Here is a 25,507-nt window from a genome sequence, read left to right as displayed (position 1 = left end):
GCAGGTCCGGACCAGGGAGGCCATCGGACTCGGCAATCGAGACGCGTCCGGTACTCCGGTACTGTCGGCAGGCGATGCACAAGACGCTGATCGTGACCAATGACTTCCCGCCGCGGCCCGGGGGTATCCAGGCATTCCTGCACAACATGGCCCTGCGCCTGGATCCGGACCGGATCGTGGTCTACGCCTCGACCTGGAAGCGCGGCGAGGAGGGCCGGGAGGCCACCGCCGCCTTCGACGCGGAGCAGCCGTTCCCGGTGGTCCGCGACCGGACCACCATGCTGCTGCCCACGCCCCGGGTGACCCGGCGGGCGGTGGGCCTGCTGCGGGAACACGGCTGTGAGTCGGTGTGGTTCGGGGCGGCCGCCCCGCTCGGGCTGATGGGTCCGGCGCTGCGCCGGGCCGGTGCCCGCAGGCTGGTGGCCACCACGCACGGCCACGAGGCGGGCTGGGCCCAGCTGCCGGCCGCCCGGCAGCTGCTGCGGCGGATCGGCGAGGGCACCGACACGATCACCTATCTCGGCGAGTACACCCGGAGCCGGATCGCCTCCGCGCTGACCGACCGGGCGGCCGGGCGGATGGTGCAACTGCCGCCGGGCGTGGACGAGAAGACCTTCCACCCCGGCTCGGGCGGTGACGCGGTCCGGGCCCGGCTGGGGCTGTCCGACCGCCCGGTGGTGGTGTGCGTGTCCCGGCTGGTGCCGCGCAAGGGCCAGGACACCCTGATCCGGGCGATGCCGCGGATCCTGGCGGAGGTCCCGGACGCGGTGCTGCTGATCGTGGGCGGCGGCCCGTACGAGGCGGAGCTGCGCAAGCTGGCCGCCGAGGGCGGGCTGTCCGGCTCGGTGGTGTTCACCGGGGCCGTGCCCTGGTCCGAACTCCCGGCGCACTACGGGGCGGGGGACGTGTTCGCGATGCCCTGCCGGACCCGGCGGGGCGGTCTGGACGTGGAGGGCCTCGGCATCGTCTATCTGGAGGCCTCGGCCACCGGGCTGCCGGTGGTCGCGGGGGACTCCGGCGGCGCCCCGGACGCGGTGCTGGACGGGGAGACCGGCTGGGTGGTCCGGGGCGGGGTCCCGGAGGACTCGGCGGACCGGATCGTCACCCTGCTGGAGGACCCGGAGCTCAGGGCCCGGATGGGTGCCCGGGGCCGGGCCTGGGTCGAGGAGAGGTGGCGCTGGGACCTGCTCGCGGAGCGGCTGCGCGAGCTGCTGTGAGGCGGGTCCCGCCGGTCGAGCCATAACTGACTGTCCCTCGGATGTGTGTCGGGAACGCGTATGGGCGGACGGCCGGATTCCGCCCATGATGCGGCCATGACACCTCAACTGACGCGTCGTCATATCCTGGGTCTGGGAGCCCTCCAGACCGCGGCCGCCCTCGGGATCACCCGGATCGGCCTGTCCGCCGCGGCCGCCGCCGAACCGCCGCCCGCGCAGTACGCCCCCGCCATCGTGGTCGGCTCCGGCTACGGATCGGCCGTCGCCGCCCTCCGGCTCGGCCAGGCCGGCGTCCGTACCGTGGTCCTCGAAATGGGACGGCTCTGGGACGGCCCCGGACCCGACGGCAAGGTCTTCCCCTCCACCAGCGCCCCCGACCACCGCTCCATGTGGTTCCGCAACCGCACCGAGGCCCCGCTCGCCCAGTTCCTCTGGCTGGACGTGGTCAACCGCGACATCACCCCCTACCCCGGGGTCCTGGACCGGGTCCACTACGGCGCCATGTCCGTCTACGTGGGCCGCGGGGTCGGCGGCGGCTCCCTGGTCAACGGCGGCATGGCCCCCACCCCCCGACGCTCCTACTTCACCGAGGTCTTCCCCGGGGTCGACGCCGAGGAGATGTACGGCACCTACTACCCCAGGGCCCGCCAGATGCTCGGGGTCAACGACATCGACCCCGCCTGGTTCGAGTCCACCGACTGGTACCGCTTCGCCCGCGTCTCCCGCAAACACGCGCGGAACACCGGCCTGAAGACCGTGTTCGTGCCCAACGTCTACGACTTCGGCTACATGCAGCGGGAAGCGGCCGGCCAGGTCCCCAGGTCGGCCCTGGCCGGCGAGGTCATCTACGGCAACAACCACGGCAAGAAGAGCGTGGACAAGACCTACCTCGCCGCCGCCCTCGGCACCGGCAACGTCACCATCGAGACCCTCCAGCGGGTCGTCGGGGTGCGCCCCGACCCGGCCGGCGGATACGTCCTCACCGTCCAGGGCAGCGACCTCACCGGCAAGGTCACCGGCACCCGCGAACTCGGCTGCCGGCAGCTGTTCCTGGGCGCCGGCAGCCTCGGCACCACCGAGATCCTGCTGCGCGCCCGTGAGACGGGCACGCTGCCCGCCCTCAACGACCAGGTGGGACTGGGCTGGGGCGGCAACGGCAATGTGATGACCGCCCGCGCCAACCACCTCTGGGACACCGTCGGCGCCCGCCAGGCCACCATGCCCGCCCTGGGCATCGACGACTGGGACAACGCCTCGAACCCGGTCTTCGCCGAGATCGCCCCGCTGCCCATGGGCCTGGAGCACTGGATCTCCATGTACCTGGCGATCACCAAGAACCCCGAACGCGGCCACTTCACCTACGACCCGGCCACCGACTCGGCCCGGCTGAACTGGCGGAGCGAGCAGAGCACCCCGTCCGTACAGTCCGCCAGACGCCTCTTCGACCGCATCAACCGCACCAACGTGACCGTCTACCGGCACGACCTGTTCGGCGGCAACCGGGCCTTCGCCGAGGACTTCACCTACCACCCGCTGGGCGGCTGCGTCCTCGGCAGGGCCACCGACTCCTACGGCCGCGCCCACGGCTACCGGGGCCTCTACGTGGTGGACGGCTCCCTGGTCCCCGGCTCGCTCGGGGTCAACCCCTTCGTCACCATCACCGCGCTCGCCGAACGCAACATGGCCCGCGTCCTGGCCGAGGACCCCCGCTAGCGGGGGGCCCGGCGGACCGGGGGATCAGCCCCGGTACAGCGCCTCGATCTCGTCCGCGAAGTCCTTCGCCACCACGTTCCGCTTCAGCTTCAGCGAGGGCGTGATGTGACCGGACTCCTCCGTGAACTGGGAGCCCAGAATGCGGAACTTCCGCACCGATTCCGCCTTCGACACCGCCGCGTTGCCGTCGTCCACCGCCTGCTGGACGGCGGCGATCAGGTCCGGGTCCTCGCGCAGTTCCGCCGCGGTCACCCCGTCCGGCTTGCCGTTCTCCCGCGCCCACCGGCCGAGGAACTCCTCGTCCACGGTCACCAGCGCGGCCACGAACGGCCGGGCGTCGCCGACCACCATGCACTCCGCGACCAGCGCGTGCGCCCGGATCCGGTCCTCGATCACCGCGGGGGCCACGTTCTTGCCGCCGGCCGTGACGATGAGCTCCTTCTTCCGGCCGGTGATGGCCAGATAGCCGTCCTCGTCCAGGGTGCCCACGTCACCGGTGTGGAACCAGCCGTCGGTCAGCGCGTCGGCGGTAGCGGCCTCGTTCTTCCAGTACTCCTTGAAGATGTGCTCCCCGTGCAGCAGCACCTCCCCGTCGTCCGCGATCCGCACCACGGAGCCGGGCAGCGGCTGGCCGACCGTGCCGATCTTCTGCCGGTCCCACGGGTTGAAGGCGGTGGCCGCGCAGGACTCGGTCAGGCCGTAGCCCTCCAGCACGGTGAACCCGATGCCCCGGAAGAAGTGGCCGAGCCGCTCGCCCAGCGGGGCGCCGCCGGAGATCGCGTACTCGCCGCGGCCGCCGAGCACCGCGTGCAGCTTGCTGTAGACCAGCTTCTTGAAGACCTTGTGCTTCAGCTTCAGCCCGAACGAGGGCCCGCCCGGCAGGTCCAGCGCCCGGCTGTACGCGATGGCCGTCTCGGCCGCCGCGTCGAAGATCTTCCCCTTGCCGTCGGCCTGGGCCTTGGCCCGCGCCGAGTTGTAGACCTTCTCGAACACCCGGGGCACGCCCAGGATCAGCGTGGGCCGGAAGGACTGGAGCTCGTCGGTCAGGTTCTTGATGTCCGGTACGCAGCCGAGCCGGATCGGCGCCAGCACGGCCGCCACCTCCACCAGCCGGCCGAAGACATGGGCCGCCGGCAGGAACAGCAGCACCGAGCACTCACCGGTGCGGAACAGCGGGCTCAGCCGCTCCACCACGTTCCCGCACTCGGCGAAGAAGTTGCGGTGGGTCAGCACACAGCCCTTGGGGCGGCCGGTGGTGCCCGAGGTGTAGACGATGGTGGCCGGGTCGTCGGCGTTCGCCAGCGCGCTGCGCTCGTCGACCTGCTCGTCGCCGACGGACTCACCGGCGGCCCGCAGCTCCTCCAGCGCGCCCCCGTCGATCTCCCAGACCTCCCGGAGCTCCGGCAGCCGGTCCCGCAGGGCGGCCACGGCCGCACCGTGCCCGGGGGCCTCGACCACCACGGCCACCGCGCCGGAGTCGCCGAGGATCCACTGGATCTGCTCGGGGGAGGAGGTCTCGTACACCGGGACGGTGACCCCGCCGGCGGTCCAGATCGCGAAGTCGGTCAGCACCCACTCGTAGCGGGTGCGGGAGATCAGGGCCACCCGGTCGCCCGGCCGGACACCGGCGGCGATCAGGCCCTTGGCGACGGCCCGCACCTCGGCCAGGAACTCGGTGGCGGTGACGTCCTGCCACTGCCCGGCGACCTTGCGGGCCATCACGGCGGTGTCCGGATGCTGCGCGGCGTTGCGGCGGATGAGATCCGTCAGGTTCCCGTCCGACGGGACCTCGTACAGGGCCGGAAGGCTGAACTCGCGCAAGACTGCTGCTCCTCTGGGGCGCCATCGCCACGATGTGGACCGACCGGACGTTACCCACCGGTAGTGCGTTCCGATAGGGGGAACCGGCCAGATGTTCCGTGCGTCACATGACGCGGCCTTATCGTGCCGACGATAGTCCACCCCTTTCGCGACTCGGAAGTAACCGCAGGTCCGACGGCTTTAACCGGTCTACCCACGGAGCCCGGGCCGCCCTAGGGTGATCGGCATGGGTGGCTTGAACATCGATCTGCGGTCCACGGGTACCGAGCGGGCCGGGGGCCCGGCGCGCGGGGCGCGCCGCAGGGCGCACAACCGGGTGCACGTGGTCAGTGACGTGCACGGCAACGCGGCGGCGCTGGCCCGGGCCGGAGAGGGCGCCGACGCCCTGATCTGCCTCGGGGACCTCGTCCTCTTCCTCGACTACGCCGACCATTCGCGCGGGATCTTCCCCGACCTCTTCGGAGCCGAGAACGCCTCCCGGATCGTCGCCCTGCGCACCGAGCGCCGGTTCGCCGAGGCCAGGGAGTTCGGCCGGGCCCTCTGGGGCGGCATCGACCGGGAGAAGGCCATCGAGGAAGCGGTCCGGCGCCAGTACGCCGAGATGTTCGCGGCCTTCCCCACCCCGACGTACGCCACCTACGGCAATGTCGACATCCCGACCCTCTGGCCCGAGTACGCCGGAACCGGCACCACGGTCCTGGACGGGGAACGGGTGGAGATCGGCGGCCGGGTCTTCGGGTTCGTCGGCGGCGGCCTGCCCTCCCCGATGCGCACCCCGTACGAGGTGGACCTGGAGGAGTACGCCGCCAAGGTCGAGGCGCTCGGCGAGGTGGACGTGCTCTGCTCGCACATCCCGCCGGAGGTCCCCGAGCTCTGCTACGACACCGTCGCCCGGCGGTTCGAGCGCGGCAGCGCCGCCCTGCTCGCCGCCATCCACCGGGTCCGCCCCCGCTACGCCCTCTTCGGCCACGTCCACCAGCCGATGGCCCGCCGGATGCGGATCGGCGCCACCGAGTGCGTGAACGTCGGCCACTTCGCGGCGACCGGGCGGCCCTGGGCCCTGGAGTGGTGATCCTCCGGCGCGCGGTAGCCTTCCAGCGGCGGCCGGAGGCCTGCCGCACGATCCTCGAACACTCCCCGGAGGAGCCACCGCGATGGCGGAACACACCAGCTCTAGCATCACGATCGAGGCGGCGCCGGCCGACGTCATGGCCGTGATCGCGGACTTCGCCCGCTACCCGGAGTGGACCGGCGAGGTGAAGGAGGCCGAGGTGCTGGCCACCGACGCCGAGGGCCGCGCGGAGAAGGTCCGCCTGCTCCTGGACGCCGGCGCCATCAAGGACGACCACACCCTGGCGTACACCTGGAAGGGCGCCGACGAGGTCAGCTGGACCCTGGACAAGTCCCAGATGCTCCGCCAGCTGGACGGCTCCTACCTGCTGGCGCCGCTCGGCGACGGCACCCGCACCGAGGTGACGTACCAGCTCACGGTGGACGTCAAGATCCCGATGCTCGGCATGATCAAGCGCAAGGCCGAGAAGGTGATCATCGACCGGGCGCTGGCCGGCCTGAAGAAGCGCGTCGAATCCGCCTGACCCCCGCACCACAGGAGCACCCCACCCCCATGCACACCCTGCTCGTCACCGGCCCGGGCGGCGCCGGGCGGACCACCGTGGCCGCCGCCACCGCCCTCGCCGAGGCCCGCCGGGGCCGACGGGTGCTGCTGCTCTCCGGGGACGCCACGGACCCCCTCGAAGGCCTCCTCGGCCCGGCCCGCGGCCCCGCCGCGGAGGTCGCCGACGGGCTGACCGCCCTGCCGGTCGCCGCCGACGGTCTGTGGCGGGCCCGGATCGACTCCGGCGACGAGGTCCGCGAGCAGCTGGTCGCCCTCCAGGAGCGCGGCACCTCCGTCCTCGGACTCCTCGGCGCCCGCCCGCTCGGCGCCGAGGAGCTCACCGCCCTGCCCGGCGCCGAACAGTTCGCCCTGCTCCGCGCCCTGCGCCGGTCGGCGGAGACCGGGTTCGACCTCACCGTGGTCGACCTGCCGCCGCTCCACCAGGCCGTCACCACCCTCGCCCTCCCCGCCCAGCTCCGCCGCTACCTGAGCCGGCTGCTGCCCCCCGAACGGCAGGCCGCCCGCGCCCTGCGGCCCGTACTGGCCCAGCTCGCCGGAGTCCCGATGCCCGCCCGGTGGCTCTACGAGACCGCCGCCCGCTGGGACCGGGAGATGGCCGCCGTGCAGGCCGTGATCGAGGCCGCCACCACCGCCGTCCTGCTGGTCGCCGAGCCCGGACCGGGCGCCGCCGAGGAGCTCCGGCTCGGCCGGCTGGGCCTGGCCCTCCAGGGCCTGGCGGTCGGCCCGGTCGTCGCCAACCGGCTGGTACCGGACGGGGGCACCGACCCCTGGCTGACCGGCCTGGCCGCCCGCCAGCGGGCCGCCGCCGGAGAGTGGCCCGGCCACCTGCCGCTGCCCCACCTGGGCCGGGCCCCGGAGGGCCCCGCCGACCTGGCCCTCCTCGACCCCGGCCCGGCCGTCCTCCCGGAGCCCCCGCACTGGCCGGTGGCCGACCGGACGGCCGAGGACGGACTCCTGACCTGGACGGTGCCGCTGCCGGGCGCCCGGAAGGCGGAACTGGACCTGGTCCGGCGCGGGGACGAGCTGCTGCTCACCGCCGGACCCCACCGGAGGATCGTTTCGCTGCCCTCCGCGCTGCGCCGCTGCACCGTCTCCGGCGCCGCTCTCACCGACGGCGCCCTGCGGATCCGCTTCACCCCCGACCCCGCCCTCTGGCCCGCGGCCCGCTGACCGGGGCACCGTTCCTCCGTTCGGGTACCGTCGAAGGTGTCCGCCCCGCAGCTGCCGCAGGAGAGTCCGCCATGAGCGAGGCCACCGACCGCCCCCACGACGAAGACGCCTGGGCCAAGGCCTGCGCCGAGGACCTCGCCGAGGAGAAGGCCCGCCGGCGGGCCGGGCAGGGCCCCGCGGCCGACGGCCTCGGCACGGCCGCGGAAGAGCTCTTCAAGCTCTTCGAAACGGTCGCCGACAAGGTGAGCGCCCTCGACAACCCGCTGATCACGGGCGCCGCACAGGGCGCGGTCCGGCAGTTCACCGAGATCGTCGACCAGGCCAGGACCGCCGCCAAACCCGTCATCGAGCGCAACCCGGAGGTCTTCGACCACCTCGCGGCGGCCGGCTCCGAACTGCTCGCCGCCTACCGCTCCGCCGTGGCCGGCCACGAGCACCGCTGGACCCGCGACGACCCCCGGGACCCCCGCACCGCGCCCCGGGACGAGCGGACGGAGGACCCGGAGGGCGAAGACCCCGCCGGATCCGGCCGGATCGACCTCGACTGACTCTCCGCCACCCTCGGGTACCGTTGGCCGTGGCGGGGTTTGACCGGAAACCGAGGGACTAATGGGACTCACCATCGGCGTCGACATCGGCGGCACGAAGATCGCGGCCGGCGTGGTCGACGAAGAGGGCACCATCCTTGAGACGTACAAGGTGCCCACCCCGCCGACCGCGAGCGGCGTGACGGAGGCGATCTGCAACGCCGTCTCCGAGGTCAGCAGCAACCACACCATCGAGGCCGTCGGCATCGGTGCCGCCGGCTACGTGGACGACAAGCGGGCGACCGTGCTCTTCGCCCCCAACATCAACTGGCGCCACGAACCACTGAAGGACAAGGTCGAACAGCGCATCGGCCTGCCCGTGGTGGTCGAGAACGACGCCAACTGCGCCGCCTGGGGCGAATACCGCTTCGGCGCCGGGCAGGGCCACGAGGACGTCATCTGCATCACCCTCGGCACCGGCCTCGGCGGCGGCATCATCATCGGCAACAAGCTGCGCCGCGGACGCTTCGGCGTGGCCGCCGAGTTCGGCCACATCCGGGTGGTCCCGGACGGCCTGCTGTGCGGCTGCGGCAGCCAGGGCTGCTGGGAGCAGTACGCCTCCGGCCGCGCCCTCGTCCGGTACGCCCGGCAGCGCGCCAACGCCACCCCGGAGCGCGCCGAGATCCTGCTCCGGCTCGGCGACGGCACCCCCGAGGGCATCGAGGGCAAGCACATCAGCGAGGCCGCCCGGGCCGGCGACCCGGTCGCCGTGGACTCCTTCCGCGAGCTCGCCCGCTGGGCCGGCGCCGGACTCGCCGACCTGGCCTCGCTGTTCGACCCGTCCGCGTTCATCGTCGGCGGCGGGGTCTCCGACGAGGGCGAACTGGTCCTGGACCCGATCCGCAAGTCGTTCCGCCGCTGGCTGATCGGTGGTCAGTGGCGCCCGCACGCCCAGGTGTTGGCCGCCCAGCTCGGCGGCAAGGCCGGACTGGTCGGCGCCGCCGACCTCGCCCGCCAGGGCTGACCGCACCCCCGCCCGTGCTGCCCGCCGCGCCCCCTGTGGGCGCGGCGGGCAGCGGCATATCTTGCTGGGCATGGATGACTTGCCCGACCTGCCGCAGTCCCGCACGGAGTCCGACGGCTCAGTCGTGATCCGGGTGCTCAGCTACAACATCCGCTCGCTGCGCGACGACGAGGAGGCGCTGGCCCGGGTGATCCGGGCCTGCGCCCCCGACCTGGTCTTCGTCCAGGAGGCCCCGCGCTTCTTCCGCTGGCGCAAGCACGCGGCCCGGCTGGCCTCGAAGACGGACCTGGTGGTGCTGGGCGGCGGTGCCACCGCGGCCGGCCCCCTGCTGCTCTGCTCGCTCCGCGCCTTCGTGGAGAGCACCGAGGACGTCCTGCTGCCGCGGACCCCCGGACTCCACCGGCGCGGGTTCGCCACCGCCGTGGTCCGGATCGGCGCCGCCCGGATCGCCCTGCTCAGCGCCCACTTGTCGCTGGACCGCACCGAACGGCTGGCCCAGGCAGGGCTGTTGGTGGACCGGGTGCGGCAACGGGACGCCCCGTACGCCCTGGTGGCCGGGGACATCAACGAGACCCCGGCCGGACCGGCCTTCGGCCGCCTCGCCGCCGAACTGACCGACTGCCGCACCGCGGCCCCCTGGGGCGGCGGCCCCACCTTCCCCTCGGCCGGCCCGGACCGCCGGATCGACGCGGTCTTCGCCGCCGGCGCGGTCCAGGTCCTGGGCTGCGGGGTGCCGACCACCCTCCCCGGAATCACCCCCGCCGACCTGGCAGCCGCCACCGACCACCTCCCGGTCCTGGCCGCCCTCCGCCTCCCGGCCGCCCCGCCGGAGAGGCCGGACGGGCCGGAGAGGCCGGACGGGCCGGAGGGGACCGGCTAGACGACCGCCCCGCGGCCGGGGTCGTCGTCCTCCTCGTCGTCGTGGGCCATGCGGCCCACCAGAGTGGCGAAGCCGCCGAGGAAGCCGCCCACCCCGAGGGTGGTCAGCCACCAGGTCATCTCCCAGCTCAGCAGGACCGCCAGCAGCAGCAGGACCGGCCCGCCGACCACCGCCAGCCACGCGAACTTGGTGGTGGTGTCGGCGGCCGGCAGCGGCGGCGGCTCCGGCGGGACGAAGTGTCCCTCCTCGCCGTCCCCGTCGGCCGGCTCGGCCAGCGAGTGGTCCCGCGGGCCGCCCCCGCCCACGCCCGGGGCGAACACCACCGAACTGCCCAGCGGGGCCGGCGGGGCGGCCGGCCCGGTGTCCTTCTCCGGCGGCTTCGGCGCGGCCGTCGCGGCCGGCGGTTCCGGCGGTTCCGGCTTGACGTCCTCCTCCGGCAGCAGCAGGTCCTCGATCGGTTTGAACGGCCGCGACCCCGGCGGGTCCGGCGGCTCCTGGCCGTACCCGGCGACGATCGCCGCCCAGGCCGCTTCCTCGTCGAGCGGCGGGACGCCGCCCACGGGCTCCTCCTGCTCAGCCACCGGTGCCCGCCCCCTCCCTGAAACGCGGCTCGTCGACGTGTCCCGTGAGCCGGCCGATGAACGCATAGCTGTCCGCGAAGATCCGCTCCGCATCATGGTCCAACGTCGCGACGTGGTAGCTCTGTTCCAGCAGGGTCTCGGTCACGTCCGTGGAGGACACCCGGGCCAGCACCCGCGCCGAGTCCACCGGCGGCACCACGTGGTCCTGCGGGCTGTGCAGGAGCAGCAGCGGCTGGGTGACCTGCGGCAGCTCCTTGTCCACCAGCTGCAGGAACTGCCGCAGCGAGTGCGCGGCCCGGGTCGGGACCCGGTCGTAGCCGACCTCCTGGGAGCCCGGCTTGGCGATGTCCGAGGCGATGCCCGGGGTGGAGCGGACGAAGTGCTTGGCCACCGGCAGGGCCACCGCCAGCGGGTCGTGGATCTTGTTCGCCGGATTGACCAGGACCAGCCCGCGCACCGCGTCCCCGTGCCGGGCCGCCAGCCGCAGGCTCAGCGCGCCGCCCATGGACAGTCCGAACACGAACACGGTGGCGCACCGCTCCAGCAGCTCGCGCAGCGCCCGGTCGACCTCCGCGTACCAGTCCTGCCACCCGGTCAGCTGCATGTCCTCCCAGCGGGTGCCGTGTCCGGGCAGCAGCGGCAGGGACACCGTCAGTCCGCGCTCGGCCAGGTACTCGGCCCACGGCCGCAGGGACTGCGGGGAGCCGGTGAATCCGTGGCAGAGGAGGACGCCGACCTCTCCGCCCTCGTGGCGGAACGGCTCGGCACCGGGGAGGACGGGCACCAGGATCTCCTTGGAGGCGATGGGCGGGAGGGGTGTTCGGGGGCGGGTGCGCTGTGTGACTTCACCGTACGCGACGGGACAGGCACCGACCAGGGTCGAAGGCCCGCTCGCGGCCCCGGGAGGGGTTGACGGGTTAAGGTCTGTTCGACGGACACAGGAAGGCTGCTCAGTTGATCTACGGCGCAATGAAGTTCTCCATCGGCGGGTCCCTGAAGCTCGCCTTCCGGCCCTGGGTGGAGGGCTTGGAGAACATTCCCGCCGAGGGTCCGGCGATCCTGGCCTCCAACCACCTCTCGTTCTCCGACTCCTTCTTCCTGCCCGCCGTGCTGGACCGGAAGGTCACCTTCATCGCCAAGGCGGAGTACTTCACCTCCCCGGGTGTGAAGGGCAGGCTGACGGCCGCCTTCTTCAAGGGGGTGGGCCAGCTCCCGGTGGACCGGTCCGGCGCCCGCGGCGCGGGCGAGGCCGCGATCAGGAGCGGGATCGAGGTCATCGAGCGCGGTGAGCTCTTCGGCATCTACCCGGAGGGCACCCGGTCGCCCGACGGCCGGCTCTACCGGGGCAAGCCCGGCGGTCTGGCCCGGGTGGCGCTGGCCACCGGCGCGCCGGTGATCCCGGTCGCGATGATCGACACCGAGAAGATCCAGCCGCCCGGCAAGGTGGTCCCCAAGCTGATGCGTCCGGGCATCCGGATCGGCAAGCCGCTCGACTTCAGCCGCTACCACGGCATGGACGGGGACCGCTTCATCCTGCGCTCGGTGACCGACGAGGTCATGTACGAGATCATGAAGCTGTCCGGCCAGGAGTACGTGGACATCTACGCCACGGCCGCCAAGCGCCAGATCGCCGACGCCGAGAAGGCGGCCAAGGGCGAGGCCAAGGCGGAGGCCAAGGCCGGGGCCGAGGCCGGGAACGACGCCAAGGGCGAGGCCAAGGACGAGTCCAAGGGCGGGCCGGTCGGCGAGTAGCGGCGGGTCCGCGGGGGCGGGGCGGGGGAGACGGTGAAGCGCGAGCGTGTCGTGGGCATGTCGGTCGAGCAGCCGCTGTGGCGTGCCCTGACGGCCTACCGGGTCCTCACCATGGTCTACGCGGCGCTGCTGTTCGCCTCGGCCTACGGCGAGTTCCGGCGCCCCGGCCTGGCCATCGGCTACCTGGCCCTGCTGTTCCTGTGGACCCTGGCCACCCTGTCCAGGGTGGCCAACGCCCGCAGCTGCACCCGGGCCTTCCTCGGCGCCGACCTCGGCATGGCCCTGACCGGGATCCTGCTCACCCCCGTGGTGGACTCGGCGGCCCGGATCGCGGACGGCGGGCCCACCCTGCCGTCCATCTGGACGGCCGGCTCGGTGCTCGCCTTCGCCCTCAAGGGCGGCTGGCGCTGGGCCCTGTTCGCCTCCTCCTTCGTGGCCGTCGCCAACATCGTGCAGCGCGGTGAACCCACCCGGGACACCCTGCACAACGTGCTGCTGGTGTGGGTCGCCTCCATCGCCATCGGCTACGTGGTCGAGGTCGCCCGGGCCAGTGAGGCCACCCTCGCCCGCGCCCTGGAGATCGAGGCCGCCACCCGGGAGCGGGAACGGCTGGCCCGGGACATCCACGACGGGGTGCTCCAGGTCCTGGCCATGGTGCAGCGGCGCGGCAGCGAGATCGGCGGCGAGGCCGAGGAGCTCGGCCGGATGGCGGGGGAGCAGGAGGTGGCCCTGCGCACCCTGGTCTCCAGCGGTCTGCTGCCCGCCTCCCGGGTCTCCCGCGACGCCTCGCTGGGGGCGCTGGTGGACAGTGTGGAGGTGGCCGAGCCGGACCACGGGGACGGGGAGCTGGACCTGCGGTCGCTGCTGGCCCCGCACGCCGGCTCCCGGGTCAGCTTCGCGGAACCCGGCGGCCCGGTGCCGCTGCCCGGTCCGGCGGCCCGGGAGCTCGCCGCGGCCGTCGGCGCCGCCCTGGACAACGTGCGCAGGCACGCCGGGGACTCGGCCCGGGCCTGGATCCTCCTGGAGGACTGGGGCGACGAGGTGGTCGTCACGGTCCGGGACGACGGGCCGGGCATCGCGCCCGGCCGGCTGGACCAGGCGGCCGGCGAGGGCCGGATGGGGGTGGCCCTGTCCATCCGGGGCCGGCTCCGGGAGCTCGGCGGCACCGCCGAGCTGGTGTCCGTACCGGGACAGGGCACCGAAGTGGAACTGAAGGTACCCAGGGGGAGGACGGACCAGGCATGACGGACGCGAACGAGATCAGGGTGATGGTCGTCGACGACCATCCGATGTGGCGGGACGCGGTCGCCCGCGACCTGGCCGCCGCGGGCTTCGACGTGGTCGCCACGGCGGGCGACGGCCCGCAGGCGGTCCGCCGGGCCCAGGCGGTCCGTCCCCAGGTGCTGGTGCTCGACCTCAACCTGCCCGGACTGCCGGGGGTGCGGGTCTGCAAGGAGCTGGTCGGCGCCGATCCGGCGCTGCGGGTGCTGGTGCTGTCGGCGAGCGGGGAGCACGCCGACGTCCTGGAGGCGGTCAAGTCCGGTGCCACCGGGTACCTGCTGAAGTCCGCCGGGGCCGAGGAGCTGATCGACGCGGTCCGCCGGACCGCCGTGGGCGACCCCGTCTTCACCCCCGGTCTGGCCGGCCTGGTCCTGGGCGAGTACCGCCGGCTGGCCACCGAGCCGGCCCCGGCCACCGCCGGGGAGCCGGCCGCCCCGCAGCTCACCGACCGCGAGACCGAGGTGCTCCGGCTGGTCGCCAAGGGCCTGTCCTACAAGCAGATCGCCGAACGGCTGGTCATCTCGCACCGCACCGTGCAGAACCACGTCCAGAACACCCTGGGCAAGCTCCAGCTGCACAACCGGGTGGAACTCGTCCGCTACGCCATAGAGCGCGGCCTCGACGACGCCTAGGGCCATCACCCCTGAGGGTGAACCTGGACCGGTCAACCTCCCTTGATCGCACCGGAATTGACGCTCCCGGGTGGCGCGGTGTGACCTGAGTCTCACTAGCGTGGACCTCATGGCGAAGGGAGATTCCATGAAGGTCGGAGTGCTGACCGGCGGCGGCGACTGCCCGGGGCTGAACGCGGTGATCCGCGGGGTGGTCCGCAAGGGCGTCCAGGAGTACGGCTACGAGTTCATCGGGTTCCGCGACGGCTGGCGCGGTCCGGTGGACGGGGACACCGTCCCCCTCGACATCGCCGCGGTGCGCGGGATCCTGCCGCGCGGCGGCACCATCCTCGGCTCCTCGCGGACCAACCCGTTCACGGTGGAGAACGGGGTCCGCTCCATCAAGGAGAACCTCGCCAAGTACGAGGTGGACGCGCTGATCGCGATCGGCGGGGAGGACACCCTCGGGGTCGCCGCCCGGCTGCACGGGGAGTTCGGGGTGCCCTGCGTCGGGGTCCCCAAGACCATCGACAACGACCTGTCGGCCACCGACTACACCTTCGGCTTCGACACCGCGGTCGGCATCGCCACCGAGGCCATCGACCGGCTCCACACCACCGCCGAGTCCCACATGCGGGTCCTGGTCGTGGAGGTCATGGGCCGGCACGCGGGCTGGATCGCCCTGCACTCGGGGCTGGCGGGCGGCGCCAACGTCATCCTCATCCCCGAGCAGCGGTTCGACGTGGACCAGGTCTGCGCCTGGGTGACCTCCCGGTTCAAGGCCAGTTACGCGCCGATCGTGGTGGTCGCCGAAGGGGCCATGCCCAAGGACGGGGACATGGTCCTCAAGGACGCCACCAAGGACTCCTTCGGGCACGTCCGGCTCTCCGGGGTCGGCGAGTGGCTGGCCAAGGAGATCGAGTCGCGCACCGGCAAGGAGGCCCGGACCACCGTCCTCGGCCACGTCCAGCGCGGCGGCACCCCCAGCGCCTTCGACCGCTGGCTGGCCACCCGCTTCGGGCTGCACGCCATCGACGCCGTCCGGGACGGTGACTTCGGGAAGATGGTCGCCCTCCAGGGCACCGACGTGGTGCGGGTGCCGATCGCGGAGGCCACGGCCCGGCTGAAGACGGTGGACCCGGAGCTGTACCGGGAGGCCGGGGTGTTCTTCGGCTGAGCGGGCTGCCACGGGTCGTATCGTGACGAATCCACCCGTACGACCCGTGGGAGCTGTCGTGGAGATCTTGGCGTTCGGTGTGCAGTCGGACGAGAGGCCGATCATCGAGGAGGCCTTCGGGGACCTCCACGAGGTGCGCTGCCTCGACGTCTTCCTCACCGAGGACACCGCGCCCATCGCGGCCGGCTACGAGGTGGTCTCCTCCAGCGTGAACGCCGACCTCAGCGCGCGGGTGCTGAACATCCTGGCGGCCGGCGGCACCAAGATGATCGCCCAGCGCTCCACCGGCTTCAACAACATCGACCTGGACGTGGCCCGCCGTCTCGGCCTCACGGTCAGCCGGGTCTCCTACTACTCGCCCTACTCGGTGGCCGAGTTCGCCTGGACCCTGGCCATGGCCGTCAACCGGAACATCGTCCGGGCCTCCAACCGCACCAGGGACTTCGACTTCCGGCTGAACGGCCTGATGGGCCGGGACTTCCGGGGCCGCACGGCCGGGGTCCTCGGCACCGGGAAGATCGGCGAGGCCTTCGCCCGGATCGCCGCCGGCTTCGGCATGGAGCTGCTGGGCTGGGACGTGGTGGAGAACCCGGCCTGTCTGGAGCTGGGCATGCGGTACGTGGACAAGGAGGACCTGTTCGCGCTCTCCGACCTGATCAGCCTGCACGTGCCGCTGCTCGACTCCACCCACCACATCATGGACGCCAAGGCGCTGCGGATGATGAAGGACGACGCCATCCTGGTGAACTCCAGCCGCGGCGGCCTGGTGGACACCGAGGCCCTGGTCACCGAACTCCGGTCCGGCCGGTTCACCGGCGTCGGCCTGGACGTCTACGAGGCCGAGGCGGGCCTGTTCTTCATGGACCGCTCCCTGGAGGCGGTGGAGGACGACACCCTGGCCCGCCTGATCACCTTCCCCAATGTGCTGGTCACCTCCCACCAGGCCTACTACACCCACGACGCGGTGGGCCAGATCGTCGACACCACCGTCGCCAACGTGGCCGACTACCTGGCCGGCCGCCGGTCCGAGAACACCCTCTCCCCGGCCTGAACACCGGCCCCACCAGCGGTCCGGCCACCGGTCCCTCCCGCGGCCCCGCCACCGGCCGACACCCCGGCCAGCAGCGAGCCCAGCAGCTCCGCCCCGCGCAGGGTGAGCACCGACTCCGGATGGAACTGGACCCCGGCGAACCCCGGGCCGCGCAGCGCGTACACCTCGTGCCCGGCCGGGTCCCGGGCCACCTCCACCCCGCGCCCGGCCAGGTCGGCGGCCTCCTCCGGGCCGCAGGAGGCCGTGAAGGTGTTGTAGAAGCCGACCACCTCGGGGGAGCCGAACAGGTCGATCTCCAGCTGCGCCCCCTGGGCCGGCTCGGCCTTGCGCACCAGCGGCAGCCCCAGCTCCGCCGCCAGCAGCTCGTGCCCCAGGCAGACGCCCAGCAGCCCGTGCCGGTGCCCGGCCAGCAGCTCCGCCGTCAGCCCGCGCAGCAGCCGCATCCGGGGATCGGCCGGGTCCGCCGGGTTCCCCGGCCCGGGCCCCAGCACCACCGGGCCCGGGTGGGCCAGGGCCGCCGCCCGCAGGCCCGGATCGTCGAAGCGGCGCACCTCCACCGGGTGGCCGGCCACCCGCAGCACATGCCCGAGCATGGCCGTGAACCGGTCCTCGCCGTCCACCACCAGCACCCGCCCGGCCGGCTCCGCGGGCCGCTCCTGCATCCGCAGCCAGAACGGGGCCAGACCGGCCCGGCGGTCCGCCAGCGCCGCCCGCACCCGGGGGTCGTCGGCCAGTCTCCCGGCCCGCTCCCGGACCGCCGCCGGGGCCGCCGGACGGACCCCCAGCGCGGCCAGCACCCCGGCCGCCTTGGCATGGGTCTCGGCCACTTCCTCGGCCGGAACCGAGTGCCGGACCAGGGTGGCGCCGACCGCCACCCGCAGGGTGCCGTCCGCGGCGATGTCCGCCGTCCGGATCAGGATCGGCGAGTCCAGGGTCTGCGCCCCGGCCGCGTCCCGGCCCAGCAGGGCCAGCGCCCCCGCGTAGTAGCCGCGCCCGCCGCCCTCCCCGAGCGGCTCGTGCCGCCGGATCACCCGGCAGGCGTTCTCCACCGGGGAGCCGGTGACGGTGGCCGCGAACATGGTCTCCCGCAGCACCTCGCGCACGTCCAGGGAGGACCGGCCGCGCAGCTCGTACTCGGTGTGCGCCAGATGCGCCATCTCCTTCAGCCGGGGCCCGACCACCACCCCGCCCCGGTCGCCGACCGCGCACATCATCTTCAGCTCCTCGTCGACCACCATGGAGAGCTCCTCGGTCTCCTTGCGGTCGGCGAGGAAGGACAGCAGCGAGTCCACGGTGGGCCCGTCCGCCGGATAGCGGTAGGTGCCGCTGATCGGGTTCATCACCACCGTGCCGCCCGACATCCGCACGTGTACCTCGGGGCTGGCCCCGACCAGGGTCCGCTCCCCGGTGTGCACCACGTACGTCCAGTAGGCCCCGCGCTCGCCCGCCAGCAGCCGGCGGAACAGGGCGAGCGCCGCGGCCCGGTCGAAGCCCGCGATCCGGCCCCGGTAGGTGCGGCGGATGACGAAGTTGGCGCCCTCGCCCCGACCGATCTCCTCGGCGACCACCCGTCCGACGGTGTCCGCGTACTCCTCGTCGGTGATGTCGAAGCCGCCGCCGGTGACGGTCACCGGCCGGTCCGGCAGGGCCGCCAGCACCTCCGCGAGCGGGAAGGCGTACGCCCGCTCGGCGCACAGCACGCTCAGCGGGGTGCCGTCGTCGGTGGCCTCGAACCCGCGCTCGCGGATCTGCCGGAACGGGACCAGGGCCAGGCTGGGCAGCTCCCGGACCGGGAGGTCGGCCAGCAGCGCGACCTCCCGCACCGGGCCGGTCAGCAGCTCCACGGTGTCCGTGTCGCGGCCGGGGGTGCGCCGCCGGAGCAGGGCGAAGGGAGGCCCCTGCGGGTCCAGCAGCCGTTCGAGGACCTGATGGATCGGGGGGCGGGTTCCTGAGGTTTCCACGGGCATGGGAGCGGTCCCTTCCGGGTCGGGAAGGAGGGAGCGGCCGCGGAAAACGAAGAAGGCCGCCCCCTCGGGCGGCCTTCGCGTCTGTGCGTCTGGTTCGGGTACGCGCAGTTCAGTGGGCCGCCGGAGGAGCGGTCCACCACCAGTTCTGGTTCGAGTGCGCGAACATGCGCAGACCATACACCCGCAACCTTGATCGGAGAGACAGCGCGTCTCACTTTGTGAGCGGCGAACCTGAGCACCACATTCACGCCGTAGTGTTTACGGGGTGACCGTGAACGCTGAAACCCAAGCCCCCGCCGCCAAGGCGACCTGGCGAGACCTTCCCGCGGCGCAGCAGCCTTCGTACCCCGATGCCGAGGCTCTGCGCGCTGTCGTCGCGGACCTCGAGTCGTATCCCCCCCTCGTGTTCGCGGGTGAATGCGACCAGCTGCGCGCCCGTCTGGGAGCCGTCGCCAAGGGCGAGGCGTTCCTGCTGCAGGGCGGCGACTGCGCCGAGGCCTTCGATGCCGTGTCCGCCGACCACATCCGCGCCAAGCTGAAGACGCTGCTCCAGATGAGTGCCGTCCTGACCTACGCGGCCTCCGTGCCGGTGGTCAAGGTCGGGCGCATCGCCGGCCAGTACTCCAAGCCGCGCTCCAAGGACACCGAGACCCGCGACGGCGTGACCCTGCCGACCTACCGCGGCGACTCCGTCAACGGCTTCGCCTTCACCGAAGAGGCCCGGATCCCGGACCCCGAGCGGCTGAAGCGGATGTACCACGCCTCCGCCTCCACCCTGAACCTGGTGCGCGCCTTCACCACCGGCGGCTACGCCGACCTGCGGCAGGTGCACGCCTGGAACCAGGACTTCGTGCGCTCCTCCCCGTCCGGGCAGCGCTACGAGCAGCTCGCGCGGGAGATCGACAACGCGCTGAACTTCATGAAGGCCTGTGGCACCGACCCGGCCGAGTTCAAGGCCGTCGAGTTCTACGCCTCGCACGAGGCCCTGCTGCTGGACTACGAGGGCGCGCTGACCCGCACCGACTCGCGGACCGGCAAGCTGTACGACACCTCCGGCCACATGGTGTGGATCGGTGAGCGCACCCGGCAGCTGGACCACGCGCACATCGAGTTCTGCTCGCAGATCGCCAACCCGATCGGCATCAAGCTGGGCCCCACCACCACGGTGGACGAGGCGCTGACCTACATCGACCGCCTCGACCCCGAGCGGGAGCCGGGCCGGCTCACCTTCGTGGTCCGGATGGGCGCCGACAAGGTCCGCGACAAGCTGCCCGTGCTGGTCGAGAAGGTCACCGCCTCCGGTGCCACCGTGGTCTGGGTCACCGACCCGATGCACGGCAACACCTTCGAGGCGGCCTCCGGCCACAAGACCCGCCGCTTCGACGACGTGCTCGACGAGGTCAAGGGCTTCTTCGAGGTCCACAAGGCGCTGGGCACCCACCCGGGCGGCATCCACGTGGAGCTCACCGGTGACGATGTCACCGAGTGCGTGGGCGGCGGCGACGAGATCTTCGTCGACGACCTGCACCAGCGCTACGAGACCGCCTGCGACCCGCGGCTCAACCGCAGCCAGTCCCTGGACCTGGCCTTCCTGGTGGCGGAGATGTACCGCGACCAGTAGGCAGGACCGGTAGGCGCGATCAGTAGGTGCCTTCCTACGACGACGGGGCGCGGATCGATGTGATCCGCGCCCCATCGTCATGGAGAGGGCTTTTAGGTCACCCTAAGTTTGGGTACGGTTAGGTAAGCCTCACCGAATAGGGGATGGCTCGCCCGAACCGTTCCTGTCAGGGAGGTGGACCGCGTGTACGTCTGCTCGTGCTTCGGTGTCACCGACAAGCAGGTCAAGGACCACGCGGCCGCGGGCGCCTGCACCCCCCGGCAGATCGCCTCGGCCACCAAGGCCGGAACCGACTGCGGCTCCTGCGTGCGCACCATCCAGGGCCTGCTGGGCCGCGGCGCGTGCCCCCGCCGGGCCCTCCTGGAGAAGGGCGAGCCGGCCGCCGTCCTGGCCGCCGGCACCGAGCTGGCCGAAGCGGCCTAGCCGGTCCCGGTGCGGCCGTCGCTAGCTGGGCTGCTCGATCAGCTGGGCGATGTAGAGCGGCTCACCGAGGGACTCGATCAGTTCCAGCTGGGTGTCCAGGTAGTCGATGTGGTGCTCCTCGTCCTCCAGGATGTCCTCGAAGAGACGCGCCGAGGTCACGTCGCCCTTGCCGCGCATCACCTCGATCCCGCGCTTCAGCCGGTCGATGGCCTCGACCTCCACCTGGCGGTCGGCCTGGAACATCTCGGTCAGGGTCTGGCCGACCCGGACGTGGAAGAGGCGCTGGTAGTTCGGCAGCCCGTCCAGCATCAGGATGCGCTCGGTGATCTTGTCCGCGTGCTTCATCTCGTCGATGGATTCTTCACGCGTGTACTTGGCGAGCTTGGTCCAACCCTTGTTGTCCTGGATGCGGTAGTGCAGCCAGTACTGGTTGATCGCGGTGAGCTCGCCGGTCAGCTGCTCGTTGAGAAACTCAAGGACCTCGGGGTCGCCCTGCATCGCAGAGGCTCCTTCCAAGCAATGTCAGCTAGGTGACTGGGCAGGTGGCCGCATCCTTGCACCGCCGCCGGAGGTCGTCCAGTAAGTGCCTCCTTAGTAGGAGTTGCCCGAATCGGGGTCGAACTGGTCCGGACCACCCCCGGCCGTCTGTCACCATGGAGTCATGGGTCAGCCGGAAAGCCGGGAATCTCCGGGAGCGCAGCAGTCGGAGCTTCCCCCGGGGCAGCGGCTCCAGCGAGGCTGGCCGGTCACGCACTACGGTCCGGTCCCCAAGTTCAAGCCCGACCGCTGGGAGTTCCGGGTCTTCGGGGCCACCGCGGACGGCGAGAAGCACTGCTGGAACCACGAGGAGTTCTCGGCGCTGCCGTTCTCCACCGTGGTGGCCGATCTGCACTGCGTGACGAAGTTCAGCATGACCGGGGCCGAATGGGGCGGTGTGCCGGCCCGGAGCCTGCTGGCCCTGGCCCCGCCGGACCCCCGGGTCACCCATGTGATGGTGTGGGCCGAGTACGGCTTCAGCTCCAACCTGCGGCTGGCGGACTTCGCTTCGGAGCGGACCGTCTTCGCCACCCACCAGGGCGGCGAGCCCCTCACCGCCGAACACGGCTTCCCGCTGCGGCTGGTGGTCCCGCACCTGTACGCCTGGAAGGGCCCCAAGTGGGTCCGCGGCATCGAGTACATGACCGCCGACCGCCGGGGCTTCTGGGAGGAGCGCGGCTACCACAACATCGGCGACCCCTGGCGGGAGCAGCGCTACTCGTACCAGGAGGAACCGGGCGACGGTCCGGAACTCTGACCGCAGGGTGACACCCGTGGTCCCGGTGGACCACGGGCCGGCCGCCGGCTAGCCCGACCCGCGGAGCTCCTTCAGCAGGGCCACGTCCGCCGCGTGCCCCTCCTTGCCGCCCGGGGTCTCGATGATCAGCGGCACCCCGGCCGTCTCCGGGTGCGAGCAGAGCTCGGCGAAGGCCTCCCGGCCGATGTGACCGGCGCCGATGTTGGCGTGCCGGTCCCTGTGCGCGCCCACGCCCTCCTTGGAGTCGTTGGCGTGGATCAGCTTCAGCCGGCCCGGCCCCACCGCCTCCACCAGCAGGTCCAGGGTCTCCTTGGCGCCGCCGGGCCCGGCCAGGTCGTGACCCGCCGCGAAGACATGGCAGGTGTCCAGGCAGATCCCCAGCTTGGGGTGGGACTCCAGCACCTCGAAGTACGGGGTGAAGTCCCAGGTCCGCGAGCACAGCGAGGAGCCCTGGCCGGCCGTGGACTCCAGCAGCAGGAACGGGTCGTCGTCACGGGTCAGTTCGTCCAGCAGCGGCAGCAGGTGCTCCCCGACCTGGGCCAGCGCCACCTCGCGCGGCCGTCCGCCGGTGGCCGAGCCGGTGTGCACCACCACGCCCAGCGCCCCGATCTCCCGGCCCCGGCGCAGCGAGTGCCGCAGCGACTCCACCGACTTCTCCACCGTCGCCGGGGTGTGCGAGCCGAAGTTGATCAGGTACGGGGCGTGGACGTAGGCCGGGATGCCCCCGGCGGCGCACCGCTCGCGGAACAGCTCGTCCTGCGCCGGGTTCCCGACCGGGGTGGCCCAGCCGCGCGGGTTGGCCACGAAGACCTGCACGGCCTCCGCGTCCAGCTCACGGGCGTAGGCCAGCCCGACCGAGGCGAGTCCGCCGGCCACGGGCACGTGCCCGCCCACCGGGTTGCGTACGGCGTCTTCCACGTGCGGTCACAGTCCCTTGGTGCGGATGGTGATGGTGCTGCCCTCGGGGGCGCTCTGGCCGGCCGGCACGGACTGGGCCGCCACGGTGTCGGAGAACGAGAGGAAGGGCCGGTCCACCTTGACCTCGAAGCCGGCGGCCTCCAGGGTGCTCCGGGCCTCGTCCACGTCCCGCCCGGTCACCTCGGGCACCGGGACCTGCCGGGGTCCCTTGGAGACGGTCAGGGTGACGGTGTCCCCGGCCGCGGCCTGGGTGCCGGCCGCCACCGACTGGTTGGCGACCCGGCCGGCCGGCTGCTGGGAGTTCACCTGTTCCGGGGCCAGCCGCACCTTCAGCCCGAGCTCCTCCAGACCGCTGCGGGCCTCCTCCACGGAGTCCCCGACCACGCCCGGCACCGGCACCGGCCGGCCCTTGCTCACCAGCAGGGCCACGGCCGTGTCCGGGGCCCGCTTCTCCCCGGCCGCCGGATCGGTGCTGATCACGGCGCCCTGGGCGATGTCCTGGCTGAAGGCCTGGCCGACCATGCCGGGTGCCAGCCCCTCCGCGGCCAGCGCCGCCTTCGCGGCCGCCAGCGGCTTGCCCTTCAGATTGGGCACGGACACCAGCTCGCGGCCGCGGGACACCGTCAGGGTGACCGAGCCGTTGCCGCGGATCCGCTCCCCGGGCGCCGGGTCGGAGCCCATGACGGTGCCGCGCTCAAAGGTGTCGCTGAACTTCTTGTCGATCCCCTTCAGCCCGAGACCGGCCGCCGACAGCTCCTGGCGGGCCTGCGCCTCGCTCTTCCCGAGCAGGGCCGGGACCCGGGTGAACTGCCCGGAGTTGATGTACCAGACGCCGGTGCCCAGCCCGAGGGCCAGCAGCACCCCGGCCACCGTCAGGAACAGCCCGCGCCGGGAGCCCGACGCCCCGCCGCTGCGGGATCCGGCCGTCCGCAGCCGGGCGGCCCGGCCCGGCCGGGCCGCGGGCATCGGCGGGGAGGCCAGCCGGGAGGTGCGCTCCACCGGCTGCCGGGTGGTCAGCGGCCGCGGCACCACCCCGGTGCGGTCCTCGGACGCGGACCGCGCCCCGGCCCGGGCCTGCGGGGGTACGGCGTCCAGCTCGGCGTCGGTCAGCCCGGCCCGGGCCTCCCGGGCCAGCGCCAGCAGTGCCACCGCGTCCGTGGGGCGCTGCTCCGGGGTCCGGGCGGCGGCCCGCGCCACCAGGGAGTCCAGGGCGGCGGGGAGTCCCGGTACGGAGGCCGAGGGGGCCGGCACGTCCGCGTTCAGGTGCTGGTAGATCACCTGGGCGGGGGAGCCGCCGGTGTGCGGCTTGGCGCCGGTCAGCATCTCGTAGAGCACCACGCCGCAGGCGTAGACGTCGACCCGGGTGTCGGTGGCGCCGTTCTCGATCTGCTCGGGGGCCAGGTAGGAGACGGTGCCGAGCACCGAGCCGGTGGTGTGGGTGACCGAGTCCACGCTGCGGACCAGCCCGAAATCGGCCACCTTGACCCGGCCGTCGTCCCCTATCAGCACGTTCTCGGGCTTCATGTCCCGGTGCACGAAACCGGCCCGGTGGGCCGCGCCGAGGGCGGCCAGCACCGGCTCCAGGATGTCCAGGGCGGCCCGGGGGGCCAGGGCGCCGCGCTCGCGCAGCACGTCGCGCAGGGTGCAGCCGGAGACGTACTCCATGGCCAGGTAGACGTAGCCGCCGTCGGTGCCCTGGTCGAACACGGCCACCACGTTGGGGTGGGCCAGCCGGGCCACGGACTTCGCCTCCCGGATGAACCGGTCGACGAAGCCGTGGTCGGCGGCGAGCGCCGGGTGCATCACCTTGAGGGCGAGCACCCGGTCCAGGCGGGTGTCCAGGGCGCGGTAGACCGTGGCCATGCCGCCGACCGCGATCCGGGCGTCGACGCGGTAGCGGCCGTCGAGCACGCGCCCGACGAGGGGGTCATCCAGGGTCGTATCCACCCGCCGATTCTACGAGCGCCACCTGTGCCTCCCGTCCGGGTGCCCCCGCTTGCAGCCCAGCTGTGACGTGCGGGCCCGGGCCGCCGGGCCGGCCGGGGGTCAGAACGCGGGCCGCTCCGGATCCAGGTGGGCGAGGCCCCCGGTGGGGGAGGAGGCCTCGGCGAACCGGCGGACCGGGATCCGGCCGGCCCGGTGGGCCAGCCGGCCCGCGGACACCGCGTCCCGCATCGCCGCCGCCATCAGCACCGGCTCCTGCGCCCGGGTGACGGCGGAGGCCAGCATCACCGCGGCGCACCCCAGCTCCATGGCCAGGGCCGCGTCGGAGGCGGTGCCCGCCCCGGCGTCCAGGATCACCGGCACCCCGGCCCGGTCCACGATCAGCTCGAAGTTGTGCGGGTTGCGGATGCCGAGCCCGGAGCCGATGGGGGAGCCCAGCGGCATGACGGCCGCGCAGCCCACGTCCTCCAGCTTCCGGGCCAGCACCGGGTCGTCGCTGGTGTACGGCAGCACCGTGAACCCGTCGTCGACCAGGGTCTCCGCTGCGTCCAGCAGCTCGACCCCGTCCGGGAGGAGGGTCCGCTCGTCGGCCACCACCTCCAGCTTGATCCAGTCGGTGCCGAGGGCCTCGCGGGCCAGCCGGGCGGTCAGCACCGCCTCGCCGGCCGTGTAGCAGCCCGCCGTGTTCGGCAGCACCCCGATGCCGAGCCGGGTCAGCACCGAGAGCACCGAGCCCTGGACCGTGGGGTCCAGCCGGCGCATGGCCACCGTGGTGAGCTCGGTGCCGGAGGCCACCAGGGCCCGTTCCAGCACGTCCAGGCTGGGGGCTCCGCCGGTGCCCATGATCAGGCGGGAGGAGAAGGTCCGGCCGCCGAGCGTGAAGAGGTCGTCGGCCATGG

At 72.9% G+C, this 25,507-nt stretch carries 25 protein-coding genes; 16 read left to right on the top strand and 9 right to left on the bottom strand.

Annotated features, from left to right (window positions below; all coding sequences use genetic code 11):
- Positions 1-74 precede the first annotated feature (74 nt).
- Both ACZ50K_RS01690 and ACZ50K_RS01685 read left to right on the top strand, forming a co-directional pair.
- Positions 75-1,217 carry a glycosyltransferase family 4 protein gene (locus ACZ50K_RS01690; protein WP_468896095.1) on the top strand — a complete coding sequence of 381 codons (1,143 nt, stop codon included), beginning with the start codon at positions 75-77 and terminating at the stop codon, positions 1,215-1,217.
- Positions 1,218-1,313: 96 nt separating this feature from the next.
- Positions 1,314-2,930, top strand: coding sequence for a GMC oxidoreductase (locus tag ACZ50K_RS01685; protein WP_468896092.1), 1,617 nt, complete (start codon positions 1,314-1,316; stop codon positions 2,928-2,930).
- A gap of 24 nt (positions 2,931-2,954) precedes the next feature.
- Here ACZ50K_RS01685 and ACZ50K_RS01680 read toward each other — a convergent pair whose 3' ends face one another.
- The gene (locus ACZ50K_RS01680) at positions 2,955-4,751 is read right to left on the bottom strand and encodes an AMP-dependent synthetase/ligase (protein ID WP_468896089.1); all 1,797 of its coding nucleotides are present in this window, start codon (positions 4,749-4,751) and stop codon (positions 2,955-2,957) included.
- A gap of 226 nt (positions 4,752-4,977) precedes the next feature.
- Here ACZ50K_RS01680 and ACZ50K_RS01675 point away from each other — a divergent pair, with 226 nt between their 5' ends.
- The 6 genes from ACZ50K_RS01675 (at position 4,978) to ACZ50K_RS01650 (ending at position 9,988) form a co-directional block, all read left to right on the top strand.
- The gene (locus tag ACZ50K_RS01675; RefSeq protein WP_468896086.1) at positions 4,978-5,823 is read left to right on the top strand and encodes a metallophosphoesterase family protein; all 846 of its coding nucleotides are present in this window, start codon (positions 4,978-4,980) and stop codon (positions 5,821-5,823) included.
- Positions 5,824-5,905: 82 nt separating this feature from the next.
- A complete protein-coding gene (locus ACZ50K_RS01670) occupies positions 5,906-6,346 on the top strand; it encodes an SRPBCC family protein (RefSeq protein ID WP_468896083.1) in 441 nt (146 codons plus the stop codon).
- Between the two features lie 29 nt (positions 6,347-6,375).
- A complete protein-coding gene (locus ACZ50K_RS01665; RefSeq protein ID WP_468896080.1) occupies positions 6,376-7,557 on the top strand; it encodes an ArsA family ATPase in 1,182 nt (393 codons plus the stop codon).
- A gap of 71 nt (positions 7,558-7,628) precedes the next feature.
- Positions 7,629-8,105 carry a DUF5304 domain-containing protein gene (locus tag ACZ50K_RS01660; RefSeq protein WP_468896077.1) on the top strand — a complete coding sequence of 159 codons (477 nt, stop codon included), beginning with the start codon at positions 7,629-7,631 and terminating at the stop codon, positions 8,103-8,105.
- Between the two features lie 61 nt (positions 8,106-8,166).
- On the top strand, positions 8,167-9,108 hold the full coding sequence (locus ACZ50K_RS01655; RefSeq protein WP_468896075.1) for an ROK family glucokinase: 942 nt from the start codon (positions 8,167-8,169) through the stop codon (positions 9,106-9,108).
- Positions 9,109-9,178: 70 nt separating this feature from the next.
- Positions 9,179-9,988, top strand: a complete 810-nt coding sequence (locus ACZ50K_RS01650) for an endonuclease/exonuclease/phosphatase family protein (protein ID WP_468896072.1) — start codon at positions 9,179-9,181, stop codon at positions 9,986-9,988.
- Here the strand turns inward: ACZ50K_RS01650 and ACZ50K_RS01645 are convergent.
- Positions 9,985-10,569: a hypothetical protein gene (locus ACZ50K_RS01645; RefSeq protein WP_468896070.1), complete on the bottom strand. Its 585-nt coding sequence runs from the start codon at positions 10,567-10,569 to the stop codon at positions 9,985-9,987. The genes ACZ50K_RS01650 and ACZ50K_RS01645 overlap by 4 nt on opposite strands.
- Positions 10,562-11,353, bottom strand: a complete 792-nt coding sequence (locus ACZ50K_RS01640; protein WP_468896068.1) for an alpha/beta hydrolase — start codon at positions 11,351-11,353, stop codon at positions 10,562-10,564. The genes ACZ50K_RS01645 and ACZ50K_RS01640 overlap by 8 nt, the downstream gene beginning before the upstream one ends.
- A gap of 185 nt (positions 11,354-11,538) precedes the next feature.
- On the opposite strand from ACZ50K_RS01640, the gene ACZ50K_RS01635 reads away from it, so the two are divergent.
- The 5 genes from ACZ50K_RS01635 to ACZ50K_RS01615 all read left to right on the top strand — a co-directional run bounded on the left by ACZ50K_RS01635 (position 11,539) and on the right by ACZ50K_RS01615 (position 16,441).
- Entirely contained in the window at positions 11,539-12,321 is a 783-nt protein-coding gene (locus tag ACZ50K_RS01635; RefSeq protein ID WP_468897157.1) for a lysophospholipid acyltransferase family protein, read from the top strand.
- A gap of 33 nt (positions 12,322-12,354) precedes the next feature.
- Positions 12,355-13,566 carry a MacS family sensor histidine kinase gene (gene macS, locus ACZ50K_RS01630; protein WP_468896065.1) on the top strand — a complete coding sequence of 404 codons (1,212 nt, stop codon included), beginning with the start codon at positions 12,355-12,357 and terminating at the stop codon, positions 13,564-13,566.
- Positions 13,563-14,234, top strand: coding sequence for a response regulator (locus ACZ50K_RS01625; RefSeq protein WP_468896062.1), 672 nt, complete (start codon positions 13,563-13,565; stop codon positions 14,232-14,234). The genes macS and ACZ50K_RS01625 overlap by 4 nt, the downstream gene beginning before the upstream one ends.
- Before the next feature lie 127 nt (positions 14,235-14,361).
- On the top strand, positions 14,362-15,390 hold the full coding sequence (locus ACZ50K_RS01620) for a 6-phosphofructokinase (RefSeq protein WP_468897155.1): 1,029 nt from the start codon (positions 14,362-14,364) through the stop codon (positions 15,388-15,390).
- Between the two features lie 58 nt (positions 15,391-15,448).
- Positions 15,449-16,441 (top strand): 2-hydroxyacid dehydrogenase, encoded by a 993-nt coding sequence (locus ACZ50K_RS01615; RefSeq protein ID WP_468896059.1) that lies wholly within the window; start codon positions 15,449-15,451, stop codon positions 16,439-16,441.
- Here the strand turns inward: ACZ50K_RS01615 and ACZ50K_RS01610 are convergent.
- Positions 16,396-18,408: an anthranilate synthase family protein gene (locus ACZ50K_RS01610; RefSeq protein WP_468896056.1), complete on the bottom strand. Its 2,013-nt coding sequence runs from the start codon at positions 18,406-18,408 to the stop codon at positions 16,396-16,398. The genes ACZ50K_RS01615 and ACZ50K_RS01610 overlap by 46 nt on opposite strands.
- A gap of 109 nt (positions 18,409-18,517) precedes the next feature.
- Positions 18,518-18,574, bottom strand: coding sequence for a trp operon leader peptide (locus ACZ50K_RS01605; protein WP_468897154.1), 57 nt, complete (start codon positions 18,572-18,574; stop codon positions 18,518-18,520).
- 99 nt (positions 18,575-18,673) lie between these two features.
- Between ACZ50K_RS01605 and ACZ50K_RS01600 the strand changes: the two genes are divergently transcribed.
- On the top strand, positions 18,674-20,029 hold the full coding sequence (locus ACZ50K_RS01600; protein ID WP_468896053.1) for a class II 3-deoxy-7-phosphoheptulonate synthase: 1,356 nt from the start codon (positions 18,674-18,676) through the stop codon (positions 20,027-20,029).
- Positions 20,030-20,203: 174 nt separating this feature from the next.
- Positions 20,204-20,452 carry a (2Fe-2S)-binding protein gene (locus ACZ50K_RS01595; protein ID WP_468896050.1) on the top strand — a complete coding sequence of 83 codons (249 nt, stop codon included), beginning with the start codon at positions 20,204-20,206 and terminating at the stop codon, positions 20,450-20,452.
- Between the two features lie 21 nt (positions 20,453-20,473).
- On the opposite strand, the gene bfr is transcribed toward ACZ50K_RS01595, so the two are convergent.
- On the bottom strand, positions 20,474-20,950 hold the full coding sequence (bfr, locus tag ACZ50K_RS01590; RefSeq protein ID WP_468896047.1) for a bacterioferritin: 477 nt from the start codon (positions 20,948-20,950) through the stop codon (positions 20,474-20,476).
- A 163-nt stretch (positions 20,951-21,113) separates the two neighbouring features.
- Between bfr and ACZ50K_RS01585 the strand changes: the two genes are divergently transcribed.
- A complete protein-coding gene (locus tag ACZ50K_RS01585) occupies positions 21,114-21,746 on the top strand; it encodes a sulfite oxidase-like oxidoreductase (RefSeq protein WP_468896045.1) in 633 nt (210 codons plus the stop codon).
- Positions 21,747-21,794: 48 nt separating this feature from the next.
- Here the strand turns inward: ACZ50K_RS01585 and ACZ50K_RS01580 are convergent, their stop codons facing one another.
- The 3 genes from ACZ50K_RS01580 to ACZ50K_RS01570 all read right to left on the bottom strand — a co-directional run bounded on the left by ACZ50K_RS01580 (position 21,795) and on the right by ACZ50K_RS01570 (position 25,505).
- Entirely contained in the window at positions 21,795-22,664 is an 870-nt protein-coding gene (locus tag ACZ50K_RS01580) for a deoxyribonuclease IV (RefSeq protein WP_468896042.1), read from the bottom strand.
- Between the two features lie 6 nt (positions 22,665-22,670).
- Entirely contained in the window at positions 22,671-24,611 is a 1,941-nt protein-coding gene (gene pknB, locus ACZ50K_RS01575) for a Stk1 family PASTA domain-containing Ser/Thr kinase (RefSeq protein WP_468896040.1), read from the bottom strand.
- A gap of 99 nt (positions 24,612-24,710) precedes the next feature.
- Positions 24,711-25,505: a thiazole synthase gene (locus ACZ50K_RS01570; protein ID WP_468896037.1), complete on the bottom strand. Its 795-nt coding sequence runs from the start codon at positions 25,503-25,505 to the stop codon at positions 24,711-24,713.
- Positions 25,506-25,507: the final 2 nt, after the last annotated feature.

The sequence above is a fragment of the Streptomyces sp. NPDC033845 genome (assembly GCF_055576225.1).
The sequence above is the reverse complement of the archived record's forward strand: the minus strand, read 5'-3'. Positions and strand labels throughout refer to the sequence as shown.

Bases quoted from the DNA above. Each gene is read 5' to 3' on its own strand.
- ACZ50K_RS01690 (WP_468896095.1), top strand. From the start codon at position 75: ATGCACAAGACGCTGATCGTGACCAATGACTTCCCGCCGCGGCCCGGG.
- ACZ50K_RS01685 (WP_468896092.1), top strand. From the start codon at position 1,314: ATGACACCTCAACTGACGCGTCGTCATATCCTGGGTCTGGGAGCCCTC.
- ACZ50K_RS01675 (WP_468896086.1), top strand. From the start codon at position 4,978: ATGGGTGGCTTGAACATCGATCTGCGGTCCACGGGTACCGAGCGGGCC.
- ACZ50K_RS01670 (WP_468896083.1), top strand. From the start codon at position 5,906: ATGGCGGAACACACCAGCTCTAGCATCACGATCGAGGCGGCGCCGGCC.
- ACZ50K_RS01665 (WP_468896080.1), top strand. From the start codon at position 6,376: ATGCACACCCTGCTCGTCACCGGCCCGGGCGGCGCCGGGCGGACCACC.
- ACZ50K_RS01660 (WP_468896077.1), top strand. From the start codon at position 7,629: ATGAGCGAGGCCACCGACCGCCCCCACGACGAAGACGCCTGGGCCAAG.
- ACZ50K_RS01655 (WP_468896075.1), top strand. From the start codon at position 8,167: ATGGGACTCACCATCGGCGTCGACATCGGCGGCACGAAGATCGCGGCC.
- ACZ50K_RS01650 (WP_468896072.1), top strand. From the start codon at position 9,179: ATGGATGACTTGCCCGACCTGCCGCAGTCCCGCACGGAGTCCGACGGC.
- ACZ50K_RS01635 (WP_468897157.1), top strand. From the start codon at position 11,539: ATGAAGTTCTCCATCGGCGGGTCCCTGAAGCTCGCCTTCCGGCCCTGG.
- ACZ50K_RS01625 (WP_468896062.1), top strand. From the start codon at position 13,563: ATGACGGACGCGAACGAGATCAGGGTGATGGTCGTCGACGACCATCCG.
- ACZ50K_RS01620 (WP_468897155.1), top strand. From the start codon at position 14,362: ATGAAGGTCGGAGTGCTGACCGGCGGCGGCGACTGCCCGGGGCTGAAC.
- ACZ50K_RS01610 (WP_468896056.1), bottom strand. From the start codon at position 18,408: ATGCCCGTGGAAACCTCAGGAACCCGCCCCCCGATCCATCAGGTCCTC.
- bfr (WP_468896047.1), bottom strand. From the start codon at position 20,950: ATGCAGGGCGACCCCGAGGTCCTTGAGTTTCTCAACGAGCAGCTGACC.
- ACZ50K_RS01585 (WP_468896045.1), top strand. From the start codon at position 21,114: ATGGGTCAGCCGGAAAGCCGGGAATCTCCGGGAGCGCAGCAGTCGGAG.
- ACZ50K_RS01570 (WP_468896037.1), bottom strand. From the start codon at position 25,505: ATGGCCGACGACCTCTTCACGCTCGGCGGCCGGACCTTCTCCTCCCGC.